Raw genomic sequence first — 13,110 nt, forward strand, 5'->3', positions numbered from 1 at the left:
CTTTTTTAGTGTCATTACGAACGAAGAGAAAAAATCTCAACATGCAGAGTTTTTCTCACCCGTTCATAACATTCATCTTGTCATTTTGACGGAAGAAGAATCTATTTCTTTTCCTGTTAAAAATGACAAATACTAAAGTCAACTAAATATTTAGTTGATTGAAAATTAATGGAAAATGATAACCTTCTGTTTTTCCGCCTGAGAAGCGTTAGAAGCAGAAAAAGAACAATTAGAAAAGATGTAGAAAAGCAGATAAGAAAAAAATATCGACGTAGTGATGAACTTTGGGATATAAGAAGAAATATCCCATGGATTCCTTTAGAAAAACCATATCAAAGAGGATTTGTAAGATTCTTTGCGGTAAGGGAAGATGTAATGAGATCTAAAGACGGAGAATTCTTTGAAGGAATATTGAAGAAAATTAATACATACATGTATTCAGAAAGCCGACTGTTTTTGAAAAAGAAAAGAAAATTCGGACGGAGAATATATGTAGAAAGAGTACAGAAGCTCAAACTTATTTCTTCATATTCCTGGAATGATCCGAAATTGGGACTTACACCAAGAGAAAGACAGTATTTTCTGAAACAGGAAGAATATTGTCCTGCCAGGAAAACTTATGTTCCTTACTACGAATTTATTGAACCCTGGAGATTTGCTCTGCGTACAAGACCTAATATGATTACCCATTATAAACCTGTAGACTTTGAATTAGAAAAAGAATGTGCAGAACTGGGAGATTATTTAGGACAGCATAAAATTGTAGGAATTATCCACAAAACAATTTATGGCAGATCATATCCATGGAGAAGAAAAAGAGAAGATATTCCACTTATCAAGAGCAGGAAATATGTTGCCTGCACCATGTCTGCAACAGAGATTGCAGAAAGCTTACAGGACGTATAAGTCCAACTGTTATTTAAAACAAAAACAATGGGAAATTTAAAACTAAAAGGAAAAGATATATTAAAACTGGGCTATCCAAATAACCAAAGCATAAACGTAGCATTAGAAGTCATGAAAAGAAATTTTGCAACGAAGAATATTCACCATGTAAAATCTCTTTTAAAGGAAATCCTGCTGAATCCGGAAGAATTTGAGAAAGATCTCACCTTCGGACAAATTGCAGAAACCCTGCTTTCATCCAAAAAAACAGAAAAAAGAATGCTGAACTCACAGCGTGTTTCATTTCAGATTTTTGGAAACAATATCTCAGAAGAGGCAAAAAATCAGTTGTATACTGCTTTGAAACTGCCTATTTCTACTCAGGGAGCATTAATGCCCGATGCCCACAGCGGCTATGGGCTTCCAATTGGTGGAGTTCTTGCCGTGGAAAATGCAGTTATTCCTTACGGAGTAGGAATGGATATTGGCTGCAGAATGAGCCTCAGTATTTTGGATACACCTATTTCATATCTTGAAGGAGCAAGAGATAAATATGAAAAAGCTCTTGCCGAACACACAAAATTCGGAATGTATGAAACGCATAAATCTCATATAGACCATGAGATTTTCGAGAGAGATACATTCGATATGATCCCGATCTTAAGAAGATTAAAAGGAAAAGCAATCAAACAGATGGGATCCTCAGGCGGAGGAAATCACTTTGTAGAATTCGGAGAAGTAGAAATCACCGAAGAAGACGAGCAGATTGGCCTGCCAAAAGGGAAATATCTGGGAATACTTTCTCACAGTGGCTCAAGAGGTCTCGGAGCAGAGATTGCCCAATATTATTCAAGAGTAGCAACAGAACAGTGTCCATTACCTAAAGAAGCTCAAAACTTTGCCTGGCTGGACCTTAGCACACATTTGGGATTGGAATACTGGACGGCAATGAATCTTGCCGGAGATTATGCTTCTGCCTGCCATGATGATATTCACAGAAGACTGGTAAAAGCAGTCGGAGGACGAGTAAAAGCCAGAATTGAAAACCATCACAACTTTGCCTGGAAAGAAATCCATAACGGAAAAGAAGTGATTGTTCACCGAAAAGGAGCAACACCTGCCAATGAAAATGAACTGGGAATGATTCCCGGATCCATGACAGCGAAAGGGTTTATCGTTCGCGGAAAAGGAAATCCGGAATCACTGAATTCAGCATCTCATGGCGCGGGAAGAGCCCATTCAAGGGGAGAATGCAGAAACCTTTTCACTCAGCATGATATTAAAAAAGAATTAAAGCTTAAAAATGTCACACTGATGGGTGGAAATGCAGAAGAAGCACCTATGGCCTACAAAGACATCAATGAAGTAATGAATGCGCAAAGTGAGTTGGTAGACATCCTCGGAACATTCCAGCCGAGAATTGTGAGAATGGACAAATAATTTGGTTGATCGTTTATAGTTGTCAGTTGAAAATAGTGAACTGTCAACTATAAACCTTCAGCTTTTAACTTAAAACAAAAAAAATGGGAGCACCACATAACATAAAAAGATATGGTGAAGTCTGGCCGGAGTTCAGAATCTGGCTGGGACTCGAAATTTTAAATATATTAAAAGATAAAATCATTATATCAGGAGGTTGGGCATGGCATTTTATGTCAGAAAAAGGACATACAGAATATAAACATGCTCACGACCATAAGGATATTGATGTTTTTGTAAAGAAAGAAAATGTTGCAGACGTGGTTATCATTCTTCAGCAGGAAGGATTTCAGAAAGTCTGGACTCGGTATGATCATCTGCCGAGCGAGGAAAACTTCCGTAGATATGAGAAAACAGTAGAACTGGAAAATGATAAGTTTCACAGAATTACCATTGATTTCTTTGAAAGAGATGAGCTTGAAACTATCGAAGCCAATGGTTTTACCGTTGTGAGACCCGATATTTTACTTTCATTTTACAGAAATATTCATTCCAGTGACAAATGCTGGGCAGTAATGGCTGCAAAAGATTTATTACAAAAGGGTATAGATCCCGTTGGACACCCTTTATTAAGCAAAATGCCAACATAATAATGGAAAAATTAATACAGATCACTTCAGGAAGAGGACCTTTAGAATGCCAGTGGGTAGTAGCCAAGGTTTTGAAGATCTTTCTTGAAGAGGCAAAGCAAAATACAATAGATTACGAAATCATTCATCGGGAAAACGGTGATGAAAATCTGACATTAAAATCAGTAACTGTCCTTTTAAAAGGAAAAGAGGTAAACCTTTTTTTAAAAAACTGGCTGGGAAGCGTTTGCTGGATAGGAAAAAGTACATTCAGGAAACTACATAAAAGAAGTAATTGGTTTATCGGAATTTTTGAATTGGAAAATTTAAAAATGATTGATTTCAATGAAAAAGATATCCGGTTTCAGACAGCGAGAAGCCAGGGTAGCGGAGGGCAAAACGTAAACAAAGTGAATACTGCTGTGCGTGCCACTCATATCCCTACCAAAGAAACAGTGTTTGTACAGGATTCACGTTCACAGCTGGAGAATAAAAAACTATCCATTATCAGATTAAAAGAAAAGGTAATGGCAGTTCATATTCAACAGTTGGAAAGAAAACTAAGAGAAACCTGGTCTCTTCAAATGCAGGTAGAACGTGGAAATCCTGTCCGGACATTTTCAGGGACAGATTTTAAAAAGAATTACGAAGACAGGACATTCAAAAAACAAAGAAATGTCTAAAAAAATGAACTTAAAAACTACCACAATGACCTTAACTAAAAGTAAATATTATTTTGAAGCATTAGACTATTTTCCATTCAACCTTTCGGAATGTATGGATGCCCTGAACTATGCCTTGTCTTATGAACCAGAAGATGCAGACAGCCTTTGTCTTATGGGAAGGGTATATTCTGAAGAGCTGAAAGATTATGAAACGGCAAAGAAGTATTTCGATGAAGCCATGCAGAGTAACATCGGAAATGTCAATACGCCCAAATATTACATTGAATGTCTCTTGAATAATGAAGATTATAAAGAAGCAGAAAAATTGATAGCATTTGCCTTAGAGCTCAAAGGAATTGACAAATCGGAAATTCTGAACTGTCTGTCTCTTCTCCAAGAAAGAAAATTTGAATATAAACAGGCTTTAGCAACCCTTAAAGAAGCCAAAAAATTTGCTTACAACCGTGCCGCACTTGAAATTATTGAAGATAGAGAAAAGCTGGTCAAAGGAAAAGTAACCAGAACAAGAATTGTAAAAAAAGCAGAATAATCTGTTTTCAGGCCATATTAAAAAAATAAGCTTTCAATTGAAAGCTTATTTTTTATTTACAGAGATAAGATAGTCATACACCATTTGATGTTGGTCATCATTCAGTTTAGCTTTTGGAGCCATTCTGCTTAACGTGTTGATCCATCCCTTATCGTCATGCTTGGTAGGTTCTGGCAGCTTATGACATTTTGCGCAGGAATTTTCAAAAATGGTTTTTCCTTGTGCCAACTGCTCAGATGAGGTATACTTAGGCCCTGTTACAGCCACACTTTTTGGTCCGCAGGATACCATAAATGCGGATGCTGCGATGCCGGATAAGATGAGTTTTTTCATACCATATTTTTGTTTGATGATTACTTCTTCGCAGAAACAATATAATCATAAACCCATTGGTGCTGTTCATCCGTTAGTTTTGCCTTTGGAGCCATAGAATTCATGATTCCTACCCATTGTACAGGATTGTGTGAAGCAGGATCTGGTAATTTATGACATCTTCCACAAGAGTTTTCAAAAATTGTTTTCCCCTGAGCAATCTGTTCTGCAGTAGAGGTTGAAGTTCCTGCAGTAGCAGTGGACGTAGCAGCTTTCGGCGTACAGGAAACCAGCAAAATAGCAGTAAACGAAGCCGCAGCGATGAGTTTTTTCATGTTTCTTTTTTGATATATAACAAATGTAATAAATTCCTTAAGCCGTTGATACAGGGCGTTGTAGTTTTAATTTAGAAGAAATAAAAATTAATTTTATGAAAAATCAGTAATTCCAAATGAAGATAATTTAAGTCTTTTGTTTCATCATTATGAGCCGGCTATTGACCATTCCCATTTTAATTATTAATTTTGAATCAATGAAATTTTCTACAGAAGAGCTAATAGACGGAATACAGTCAGGAAACAAACGCCTGATTGCAAAGGCTATTACATTGGTTGAAAGTAAAAAAGCAGAACATAGGGTACAGGCAGAAGATCTTTTAAAGAAAATTATGCCTCTTACCGGAAACTCTGTAAGAGTGGGAGTAACGGGAGTTCCGGGAGCAGGAAAATCTACTTTTATAGAAAACTTCGGCAGATTAGTTATTGCGCAGGGAAAAAAAGTGGCTGTTCTGGCTATTGACCCGAGTTCAGCAATCAATAAAGGAAGTATCCTGGGAGATAAAACCAGAATGGAAGAACTTGCCAAAGAAGAAAATGCTTTCATACGTCCTTCCCCCAGCTCAGGTTTTTTAGGAGGAGTAGCCAATACTACTTTTGAAACGATGATGATCTGTGAAGCAGCAGGATACGATTATATTTTGATCGAAACTGTTGGAGTAGGGCAGTCAGAAGTCCTTGTTGCTGATATTACCGATGCTTTTTTATTCCTTAAAATCATTGGAGGTGGAGACGAACTTCAGGGAATAAAGCGCGGAATCATGGAAATGGTAGACCTTATTTTTATCAATAAAGTAGATCAGGATAACCTTCAGAAAGCAAAAAATACAAGGCTGGAACTAAAAAGGGCTCTGGATTTTATTCCACCAAAAGAAAAAGGCTGGAAAATTCCTGTTTTATTAGGTTCTGCTCTATATAACGAGGGATTACAGGAGGTTTATGATCAAATTTTCGAGTTTATCGATCTGAAAAAGAAAAGCGGTCGTTTTGAAGAAATCCGTGTTCAGCAGGCTGAAAAGAGATTTGAATATTGGGTTCAGGAATATATTTTATCCCTGATGAAAAAGAGTAATACCATAGAAGAAGCTTATGATATGCATAAAAAAAATGCTTCAGCAATGGTTTCTAACCCAAGTACTGAAGCAAAATTATTTGTTGAAAAATTTTTATCTAATGAAAACAGACATTAAGGTTTCTCCTTTTCCTGCTTTACCTCAGTTTTAGAAATATATCCATCATAAGTAATGGGCTGTCTGTCATTACTTCTCATAGAAACGAATGCTTTACCGTTTTTGAAAACTTCAATATTTACTTCGTCTACGTTTTTTGCATCTTTAGGCTTGAACTTTAATGTCCAGGTTCCCTTTTTATTCTGAGTTTTACTTACGGTAAAATCTTTTGAGGTAAATCTGTAGCTGTTATCATTCGTATTTCCATAAGTCGGATTAAATAATCTTCCGAAATAAGGAAGAACTACATCCAGTGCATTTTTACTGACATCAATGGTGTAATCTCCGTTCAGGTTAAGTACCCTCGTTGCAGTAGCATTAGGCATTGAGTTCAGGACATTGATAACATCATAATTTGTAGGATTGGCTCGTTGTGCATAGAAAGTAAACTCCTGAGAATCTACTAAAGTATCCACCGTTTTTGAATCTAATGAGCCCTGTGAAGCACAGCTCTGAAATAAGAACAGGAATCCAAAAATCATTAGTAAAGAAATATACTTTTTCATAATGAGATAATTATTAAATTTAAACAGCAAAATGTATGCAAATATATTCTTTCTGAAATATTTTGGAATAAAAATTGTTAAGGTTGAATTATTAACACTCAAACTATGAAAGTTACACATCTATTAGGAATGGGAGCTATTGCTCTGTCGGCTGTTGCCTGTACTACAAACCCGATTACCGGAAGATCGTCTTTACAGCTGGCCAACAATTCGGAAATTTTAACAATGTCTTCACAGGAATACAAGACGACATTGTCTAAAGGTAAAGTGATTACCGGTACGGCAGATGCAAAGAGAGTGGTAAATGTAGGAAACAGAATTAAAAGTGCTGCAGAAAGATATTATCAAAGTATTGGAAGATCAGCAGATTTGGCCAGTTACAGCTGGGAATTTAATCTTCTGCAAAGCAACGAACTGAACGCCTGGTGTATGCCTGGTGGTAAAGTAGCCGTTTATACCGGAATCTTACCGGTTACAAAAGACGATAACGGACTTGCCGTAGTACTGGGACACGAGGTTTCCCACGCACTGGCAGGCCACGGAAATGAAAGGATTTCTCAGGCAATGGTAGCTCAGTACGGAGGTGCAATCCTGGGAGGAACAATCTCAAATTCACAATGGGCAAGTGTTTTCCAGAAGGTATATCCTATTGGTTCACAAGTAGCTTTATTGAAATACGGAAGAGGTCAGGAATCAGAAGCGGATGAAATGGGGCTTTACCTGATGTCTATGGCAGGATATGATCCAAGAGCAGCAATCCCTTTCTGGAACAGAATGGAAGCGGCATCTACAGGAGCGAGACAACCAGAATTTTTATCTACTCACCCGAATCCGGAAACAAGAATTTCAGATATCAATAAGGATCTTCCGAAAGCATTAGAATATTATAAGGCTGCGGGAGGAAAAATATAATTAGAATTTTAATCTTGAATAAGGCCTTATTAAATTTTTAGTACATTTGATAAGGCTTTTTTATGTAACCACCTAAACACAATATTATGAAGAGTTTATCAATTACCGGACTTATACTTTTGGCTGTTTCTGCATTACTTTTCTATCTGACGACTGATTTTGCCGTAGAACAAATCAAAATTTCCCACATTATGGGAATAATGGCGGGAGTGGGAATAGGGCTTATCATTGGAGGAATGGTAGGTTATGTAAGCAAAGGAAGCGCTATAAAAGCGGAACAGAAGAAAAAAGAATTCAAACAGCTGCAGAAAGACAAAGAAGAGCTTGAAAAACAGGCTGCAGATATTGCAAAACGCCAGGCTGAACTTGAAGAACAAAATAAAAACCCTCAAATTTAATTTGAGGGTTTAAAGTTGTTATTTCGATATTTATTAGAATTTATATCCTAAACCTACCATAAACAGGTTAGGTCTGTTATCATATCTGATTTCCGAACCGGAAACTCTGTTGATAAAGTTTCTTTCGTCTTTACTGAAAGCTCCTTCATATCTTGCATTTACAATAAGCTTTTTGATTTCAAGCTGCGCCCCAAACTGGTAGCCAACAGTAAAATCATTTTTAGCATTTTCTTTGAAATCGTTGTAAGTATTATCCTTGTTTAAGTTAAAACTTCCAACTGGACCTACAAAAACACCTAACATATTTCCCAAAAGGTTATATCCTAAAAGAACCGGAACATCTATACGGTTGCTTTTAACATCAAAAGTAGTGTTCTCTGTAGTAAACTCATTTTTGAAGTGAGTATAATAGATTTCCGGCATCACAAACAATGAAGTAGGAAGACCCACTTTTAATGAAAGTCCGACATTGAAACCTACATTGTTCTTACCTGTTCCGTCAATGGCATCATTCACTGTTCCTTTAATATTAGACCAGGAAGGAGAGCCGGTAGGAAAGATTAAGTTAGCCTTACCTGCCAGTGAAATCTGTGCAGAAGCCCACATTGAAAATCCTATTAACGCTATACTAAGTACCTTTTTCATTATCGTCTATTTTTGTATTTGTAGTTTCAATCGTTTTATTATTCTCAAGTAAATATTCTCTCAGCTCTTTAAACAGTTCTGAAGAATAAACGAAATCAATCAGATTTTTATTGCCTGCGGTAATCAGGATGTCTTTATTCCCTTCCCATTCTTTGATTCCTAATCGTAGGTATACAATTTTCTCGCCAATCGTCATTACAGAGTTCATGTCGTGAGTATTGATGATGGTTGTGGTATTATATTCTTTGGTGATCTCGTAAAGAAGATCATCAATGATCTTTGAAGTATACGGATCCAGTCCGGAATTGGGCTCATCACAGAACAGGTATTTAGGATTGTTGACAATCGCTCTGGCAATCGCCACCCTTTTCTGCATTCCTCCGGAAATTTCAGAAGGATATTTTCTTTCCGCTTTGTCAAGATGTACTCGTCCTATTACTTCAAAAACCCTTTTCTTTTTCTCTCTGTAGGTAAGATTGGTAAACATATCAAGAGGGAACATGATGTTTTCTTCCACAGTTAAGGAATCAAATAATGCACTTCCCTGGAATACGGTTCCGATTTCTGAACGGAGATGTTGTTTTTCATCTCGAGTCATGGTATTAATATCCTTACCATCAAAAAGGATTTCCCCTGAAGACGGCATATAAACATTCAATAAACTTTTTAAAAAAACGGTTTTACCGGAACCACTCTGCCCAATGATTAAGTTTACTTTTCCTTTATCAAATGAAGTTGAAATTCCTTTCAATACTTCAACATCATCAAAACTTTTCTTAAGATCTTTTACCTCAATCATCAGCTTAATATTAATTGGGTTAAAATTAATTCAGAAATGATAATGAATACCATTGTCCATACTACTGCCTGCGTACTTGCTCTACCCACTTCCAGTGATCCTCCTTTTACATTGTAACCGAAATAAGAAGGAACCGTTGCAATGATAAAAGCGAACACTATAGTCTTGGTAAATGCATAGTAAATAAATAAATTAGGCATATACATCTGAATACCAACGATATAATCGTTTTCTGTCCAGTTTCCTGTTAAAATCCCGGCAATATAACCACCACCAATACCAAATACGATACTGATTGCAATAAGAAGGGGATTAAACAGCATACAGGCAATAATTTTAGGAAATATCAGAAAATTGGGTGAGTTTACTCCCATGATATCCAATGCATCAATCTGTTCGGAAACCCTCATTGTTCCAATACTTGATGCAATATAAGAACCTACCTTACCCGCCAGAATCAGACTGATAATGGTAGGGGCAAATTCCAGAACCAAAACCGCTTTCGTTGCATATCCTACAAATGAAGGCGGAATGGGAAAAGATGAAGCATCAAAGTTGTTGAACATCTGAATAGCCACTACCGCTCCAACGAATATGGATGTGAAGATGACAAGTCCGAAAGAATTTACTCCCAAATCATTAATTTCTCTCATGAACAGCTTCCAGAAAACCCTCATTTTCTGAGGTTTCTGCAGGGATTTTCCCAAGAGGATCATGTATTCCCCTACTGCTGTGAAAAACTTTTTTAACATACTGCTAAATTAGACTTTTTTATTTAATTGGGCTACAGTCGAGAATAAGACTAAAGCCTGGTTTTGTGTTAAAATTATTTCAATATTGGCCTGGTCCTGCTCTTTATTTTGCATTTTTATCTCCGCCTATAACCAAAAAAACGGTTTTTAAAATAATCACCAGATCGAGTACAAAACTCCAGTTTCTTACATAGAAAGTATCGGCCAGAACACGTTTTTTCATCTCTACTTCCACGTCTCCGAAGTCACCGCGCAGCCCATTTACCTGTGCTAATCCTGTGATACCGGGACTTACCATACTTCTTAAGCTGTATCTTCCTATTTTTGGTTTATAATAATTATCAACAGAAAGCATATGAGGGCGCGGGCCTACTACAGACATTTCTCCTTTCAGTACATTAATGAATTGTGGAAGCTCATCAAGACTGGTCTTTCTTAAAAACTTACCTACTTTGGTAATCCTTGAATCGTTTACCGATGTGGTTTTAGTTGTGGATTCATCATTTACAACCATTGTTCTGAATTTAATACAATTGAATACCTCTTCATGGAAACCGTATCTTTTCTGAAGAAAAAATACCGGACCTTTGGAAGTTGCCTTGATTAAAACTGCAATGATCGGAAATACCCACGAGCAGACAAAAACCAGTATGATAACAGAAAACAAAATATCAAACGTCCTTTTCATCAGAAAATTAGAATAATAATCTAAAGGATATCGTGCCTGATTAAGGACCGGCTGGGTTTGTATATATCCAAGATCATATAGGAAAAAATCGCTTTGTGTGATACTCGGAATGAGTGAAATATGAATCTTATTATCTTCTGCCAATTTGAAAAGCTCATTCTGAATCAATTCACCATAAGAGTTTTCCATAGATAAAAACAGGGTATGAATCCCATTCTTTTTCCAGAAAGCAACCAGCTCATTAATATTGAGATCGGAATTTTCGTATTCAAATATTCTGTATCCATAATCTTTACGGTCTGTAAAAATATTTTTCAGGATTTCTGTAGAGTGGCTGTCTCCCAAAAACATTACATTCCTGTAATTGGCACCAAGAGATCGTAAGTACTTGATTGCAAAATAGATTAATGACTTTACAAGGAAGATGAAAATGAAAAGATAAAGTGAGAGCCAGTATATATCCGAATTGAAAAATACATTGTTACTTACCTTTCCTATAAGCAGTACGCCAAGTATAAAAAAGAGGAAGTGGATTAAAAGGCGTTCAAGAAACAAGGTATAGGTAAGGTTCCTCGGAATGTTGTATATTTTTGTCCTACCGCTCAGAAGCACCCAGAACAAAAACAACAGAATCAGAGAAAAGATATTCTGATACCAGGTTTCTTTATTGTATTTTAAACTTTCGTTTCTGCTTATAAAAAAGAATATGAAGATAGATGCAATAACCATGAGGTCAAGCAACATAATGATCGATTTCAGGTATCTAGAGTATCGAATTCTCTGCATCTATCGGTATTATAGCGGATAAGCCCAGCTAATTTAAGCTTTTTTACGGGATATTCAGATATTTATGAGTCTGTACTGAAGCCTGCCATTCCGGGTGTTTCAGGATGAAATCCGTGATCTTAGGATACATATCATCTCTTTTACTCCATTCGCTTTGAAGATAAAGCTTACAGTTTTCAGAAACTTTTGAGGCCTGTTCCTGTGCAAATGTAAAGTCATGCTGATTGAAAATAATCACTTTAAGTTCATGAGCTTTCTGATAGATCTCTTCTTTAGGCAGTCCTGTTTTCTTTGGGGAAAGGGTGATCCAGTCCAGATGTCCGCTCATAGGATACGCTCCTGAAGTTTCAATATGTACAGTACATCCCAACTCCTTCAGTTTTGAAGTGAGTATGTCTAAGTTCCACATTAAAGGCTCACCGCCAGTGAGAACAACTGTTTTACAATGTTTTGCAGCTGTTTCTGCAATTTCTGCTGCATTCATCAGAGGATGGAGTTCCGGATCCCAACTTTCTTTTACATCACACCAGTGACATCCTACATCACACCCCCCTAGCCTGATAAAGTAAGCGGCTTTTCCGGTGTGGGCTCCTTCTCCCTGTAAAGTGTAAAAATGCTCCATTACAGGGAGCATTTTACCTTCTTTTAATAAAATATCTTCTTCTTTATTCATTTTAAAATTAGTCGTTATAGACCGAAGTTTTGTAAGCAATGATGGTGTTTTTCATTAACATCGCTCTTGTCATAGGGCCTACTCCTCCAGGTACCGGAGTAATCCAGCTTGCTTTTTCTGCGCAGCTGTCAAAATCTACGTCACCTGCAAGGTAATATCCTTTTGGAGAGTCATTATCTACTCTTGTAATACCTACGTCAACAATTACAGCACCTTCTTTGATCATATCTCCTTTCAAGAAATGAGGATCTCCCAAAGCGGTAATTACGATGTCTGCTTTTCTTGTGTATTCTTCAATGTCTTTAGTATAAGAGTGTGTAAGGGTAACAGTAGAGTTTCCAGGGAAATCTTTTCTACCCATCAGGATACTCATAGGTCTTCCTACAATTTTACTTCTTCCGATAATTACACAGTCTTTTCCTTTAGTTTCAATATTATATCTTTCCAGTAATGTTAAAATACCGAAAGGAGTTGCTGGTAAGAAAGTATCCATTTCAAGCGCCATTTTTCCGAAGTTTTCAGGGTGGAAACCATCCACATCTTTTCTTGGATCAATTGCGTTGATGATCTTTTCCTGATCTATCTGGTCTGGTAAAGGCAACTGAACGATAAACCCGTCCACTGCTTTAGATTTATTAAGCTCGTCAATTTTTTCCAATAGTTCGGATTCAGAAACTGTACTTGGAAATTTAATTAAGCTGGATTGAAATCCTACTTCCTCACAGTCTTTTACTTTAGAGTTTACATAGGCCTTGCTTGCACCATTATTTCCTACAAGAATAGCTACCAAATGTGGAGCCCTTCTTTTGCTTGCGAGAATCTTTTCTACTTCAACCTTGATCTCTGCTTTAATTTCCTTGGATACTTTAAGTCCGTCAAGAATTTCTGCCATTTTTACTTTTTTACTTTATAGATTTACTTTTACTT

At 36.8% G+C, this 13,110-nt stretch carries 17 protein-coding genes; 8 read left to right on the forward strand and 9 right to left on the reverse strand.

Annotation, left to right across the window (positions count from 1 at the left end):
- The first annotated feature begins 168 nt into the window (after positions 1 to 168).
- The 5 genes from FW780_RS20230 (at position 169) to FW780_RS20250 (ending at position 4,148) form a co-directional block, all read left to right on the forward strand.
- The gene (locus FW780_RS20230) at positions 169 to 906 is read left to right on the forward strand and encodes a hypothetical protein (protein WP_149835422.1); all 738 of its coding nucleotides are present in this window, start codon (positions 169 to 171) and stop codon (positions 904 to 906) included.
- 27 nt (positions 907 to 933) lie between these two features.
- The gene (locus FW780_RS20235; protein WP_149835423.1) at positions 934 to 2,325 is read left to right on the forward strand and encodes an RtcB family protein; all 1,392 of its coding nucleotides are present in this window, start codon (positions 934 to 936) and stop codon (positions 2,323 to 2,325) included.
- 83 nt (positions 2,326 to 2,408) lie between these two features.
- Complete coding sequence (locus FW780_RS20240; protein WP_149835424.1) at positions 2,409 to 2,954, forward strand: nucleotidyltransferase family protein; 546 nt, start codon at positions 2,409 to 2,411, stop codon at positions 2,952 to 2,954.
- Positions 2,955 to 2,956: 2 nt separating this feature from the next.
- The gene (prfH, locus tag FW780_RS20245) at positions 2,957 to 3,616 is read left to right on the forward strand and encodes a peptide chain release factor H (protein ID WP_149835425.1); all 660 of its coding nucleotides are present in this window, start codon (positions 2,957 to 2,959) and stop codon (positions 3,614 to 3,616) included.
- The gene (locus FW780_RS20250) at positions 3,609 to 4,148 is read left to right on the forward strand and encodes a tetratricopeptide repeat protein (RefSeq protein ID WP_241676954.1); all 540 of its coding nucleotides are present in this window, start codon (positions 3,609 to 3,611) and stop codon (positions 4,146 to 4,148) included. Before prfH ends, FW780_RS20250 begins: the two co-directional genes overlap by 8 nt.
- A gap of 45 nt (positions 4,149 to 4,193) precedes the next feature.
- Here FW780_RS20250 and FW780_RS20255 read toward each other — a convergent pair whose 3' ends face one another.
- Both FW780_RS20255 and FW780_RS20260 read right to left on the reverse strand, forming a co-directional pair.
- Positions 4,194 to 4,481 carry a c-type cytochrome gene (locus FW780_RS20255; protein ID WP_149835427.1) on the reverse strand — a complete coding sequence of 96 codons (288 nt, stop codon included), beginning with the start codon at positions 4,479 to 4,481 and terminating at the stop codon, positions 4,194 to 4,196.
- Positions 4,482 to 4,501: 20 nt separating this feature from the next.
- Positions 4,502 to 4,795, reverse strand: a complete 294-nt coding sequence (locus tag FW780_RS20260; RefSeq protein WP_077419448.1) for a c-type cytochrome — start codon at positions 4,793 to 4,795, stop codon at positions 4,502 to 4,504.
- 197 nt (positions 4,796 to 4,992) lie between these two features.
- Between FW780_RS20260 and meaB the strand changes: the two genes are divergently transcribed.
- Positions 4,993 to 5,985, forward strand: coding sequence for a methylmalonyl Co-A mutase-associated GTPase MeaB (meaB, locus tag FW780_RS20265; protein WP_149835428.1), 993 nt, complete (start codon positions 4,993 to 4,995; stop codon positions 5,983 to 5,985).
- Here the strand turns inward: meaB and FW780_RS20270 are convergent.
- Complete coding sequence (locus FW780_RS20270) at positions 5,982 to 6,530, reverse strand: DUF4251 domain-containing protein (protein WP_149835429.1); 549 nt, start codon at positions 6,528 to 6,530, stop codon at positions 5,982 to 5,984. The two genes, meaB and FW780_RS20270, sit on opposite strands and share 4 nt — an antisense overlap.
- A 105-nt stretch (positions 6,531 to 6,635) precedes the next feature.
- Here FW780_RS20270 and FW780_RS20275 point away from each other — a divergent pair, with 105 nt between their 5' ends.
- Both FW780_RS20275 and FW780_RS20280 read left to right on the forward strand, forming a co-directional pair.
- On the forward strand, positions 6,636 to 7,442 hold the full coding sequence (locus FW780_RS20275; RefSeq protein WP_149835430.1) for a M48 family metallopeptidase: 807 nt from the start codon (positions 6,636 to 6,638) through the stop codon (positions 7,440 to 7,442).
- A gap of 86 nt (positions 7,443 to 7,528) precedes the next feature.
- Positions 7,529 to 7,840, forward strand: a complete 312-nt coding sequence (locus tag FW780_RS20280; protein WP_149835431.1) for a hypothetical protein — start codon at positions 7,529 to 7,531, stop codon at positions 7,838 to 7,840.
- 33 nt (positions 7,841 to 7,873) lie between these two features.
- Here the strand turns inward: FW780_RS20280 and FW780_RS20285 are convergent, their stop codons facing one another.
- The 6 genes from FW780_RS20285 to FW780_RS20310 form a co-directional block, all read right to left on the reverse strand.
- Positions 7,874 to 8,485 (reverse strand): outer membrane beta-barrel protein, encoded by a 612-nt coding sequence (locus FW780_RS20285; protein WP_047377301.1) that lies wholly within the window; start codon positions 8,483 to 8,485, stop codon positions 7,874 to 7,876.
- Entirely contained in the window at positions 8,469 to 9,284 is an 816-nt protein-coding gene (locus FW780_RS20290) for an ABC transporter ATP-binding protein (protein ID WP_047428831.1), read from the reverse strand. Before FW780_RS20290 ends, FW780_RS20285 begins: the two co-directional genes overlap by 17 nt.
- A complete protein-coding gene (locus FW780_RS20295; RefSeq protein WP_047381748.1) occupies positions 9,284 to 10,036 on the reverse strand; it encodes an MlaE family ABC transporter permease in 753 nt (250 codons plus the stop codon). The genes FW780_RS20290 and FW780_RS20295 overlap by 1 nt, the downstream gene beginning before the upstream one ends.
- 103 nt (positions 10,037 to 10,139) lie before the next feature.
- Complete coding sequence (locus FW780_RS20300; RefSeq protein ID WP_149835432.1) at positions 10,140 to 11,510, reverse strand: exopolysaccharide biosynthesis polyprenyl glycosylphosphotransferase; 1,371 nt, start codon at positions 11,508 to 11,510, stop codon at positions 10,140 to 10,142.
- A 43-nt stretch (positions 11,511 to 11,553) separates the two neighbouring features.
- Positions 11,554 to 12,183 carry a 7-carboxy-7-deazaguanine synthase QueE gene (locus FW780_RS20305; RefSeq protein ID WP_149835433.1) on the reverse strand — a complete coding sequence of 210 codons (630 nt, stop codon included), beginning with the start codon at positions 12,181 to 12,183 and terminating at the stop codon, positions 11,554 to 11,556.
- A gap of 7 nt (positions 12,184 to 12,190) precedes the next feature.
- The gene (locus FW780_RS20310; protein ID WP_047377306.1) at positions 12,191 to 13,075 is read right to left on the reverse strand and encodes a bifunctional 5,10-methylenetetrahydrofolate dehydrogenase/5,10-methenyltetrahydrofolate cyclohydrolase; all 885 of its coding nucleotides are present in this window, start codon (positions 13,073 to 13,075) and stop codon (positions 12,191 to 12,193) included.
- Between the last annotated feature and the right edge of the window lie 35 nt (positions 13,076 to 13,110).

Source organism: Chryseobacterium sediminis (genome assembly GCF_008386505.1).
GTDB classification, from domain to species: Bacteria; Bacteroidota; Bacteroidia; order Flavobacteriales; family Weeksellaceae; genus Chryseobacterium; species Chryseobacterium sediminis.

Excerpts from the sequence above, each read along its gene's own strand:
- meaB (WP_149835428.1), top strand. The coding sequence starts at position 4,993 with ATGAAATTTTCTACAGAAGAGCTAATAGACGGAATACAGTCAGGAAAC.
- FW780_RS20280 (WP_149835431.1), top strand. The coding sequence starts at position 7,529 with ATGAAGAGTTTATCAATTACCGGACTTATACTTTTGGCTGTTTCTGCA.
- FW780_RS20285 (WP_047377301.1), bottom strand. The coding sequence starts at position 8,485 with ATGAAAAAGGTACTTAGTATAGCGTTAATAGGATTTTCAATGTGGGCT.
- FW780_RS20310 (WP_047377306.1), bottom strand. The coding sequence starts at position 13,075 with ATGGCAGAAATTCTTGACGGACTTAAAGTATCCAAGGAAATTAAAGCA.
- FW780_RS20275 (WP_149835430.1), top strand. The coding sequence starts at position 6,636 with ATGAAAGTTACACATCTATTAGGAATGGGAGCTATTGCTCTGTCGGCT.
- FW780_RS20235 (WP_149835423.1), top strand. The coding sequence starts at position 934 with ATGGGAAATTTAAAACTAAAAGGAAAAGATATATTAAAACTGGGCTAT.
- prfH (WP_149835425.1), top strand. The coding sequence starts at position 2,957 with ATGGAAAAATTAATACAGATCACTTCAGGAAGAGGACCTTTAGAATGC.
- FW780_RS20240 (WP_149835424.1), top strand. The coding sequence starts at position 2,409 with ATGGGAGCACCACATAACATAAAAAGATATGGTGAAGTCTGGCCGGAG.
- FW780_RS20290 (WP_047428831.1), bottom strand. The coding sequence starts at position 9,284 with ATGATTGAGGTAAAAGATCTTAAGAAAAGTTTTGATGATGTTGAAGTA.
- FW780_RS20295 (WP_047381748.1), bottom strand. The coding sequence starts at position 10,036 with ATGTTAAAAAAGTTTTTCACAGCAGTAGGGGAATACATGATCCTCTTG.
- FW780_RS20260 (WP_077419448.1), bottom strand. The coding sequence starts at position 4,795 with ATGAAAAAACTCATCGCTGCGGCTTCGTTTACTGCTATTTTGCTGGTT.
- FW780_RS20300 (WP_149835432.1), bottom strand. The coding sequence starts at position 11,510 with ATGCAGAGAATTCGATACTCTAGATACCTGAAATCGATCATTATGTTG.
- FW780_RS20305 (WP_149835433.1), bottom strand. The coding sequence starts at position 12,183 with ATGAATAAAGAAGAAGATATTTTATTAAAAGAAGGTAAAATGCTCCCT.
- FW780_RS20250 (WP_241676954.1), top strand. The coding sequence starts at position 3,609 with ATGTCTAAAAAAATGAACTTAAAAACTACCACAATGACCTTAACTAAA.
- FW780_RS20230 (WP_149835422.1), top strand. The coding sequence starts at position 169 with ATGGAAAATGATAACCTTCTGTTTTTCCGCCTGAGAAGCGTTAGAAGC.
- FW780_RS20270 (WP_149835429.1), bottom strand. The coding sequence starts at position 6,530 with ATGAAAAAGTATATTTCTTTACTAATGATTTTTGGATTCCTGTTCTTA.
- FW780_RS20255 (WP_149835427.1), bottom strand. The coding sequence starts at position 4,481 with ATGAAAAAACTCATCTTATCCGGCATCGCAGCATCCGCATTTATGGTA.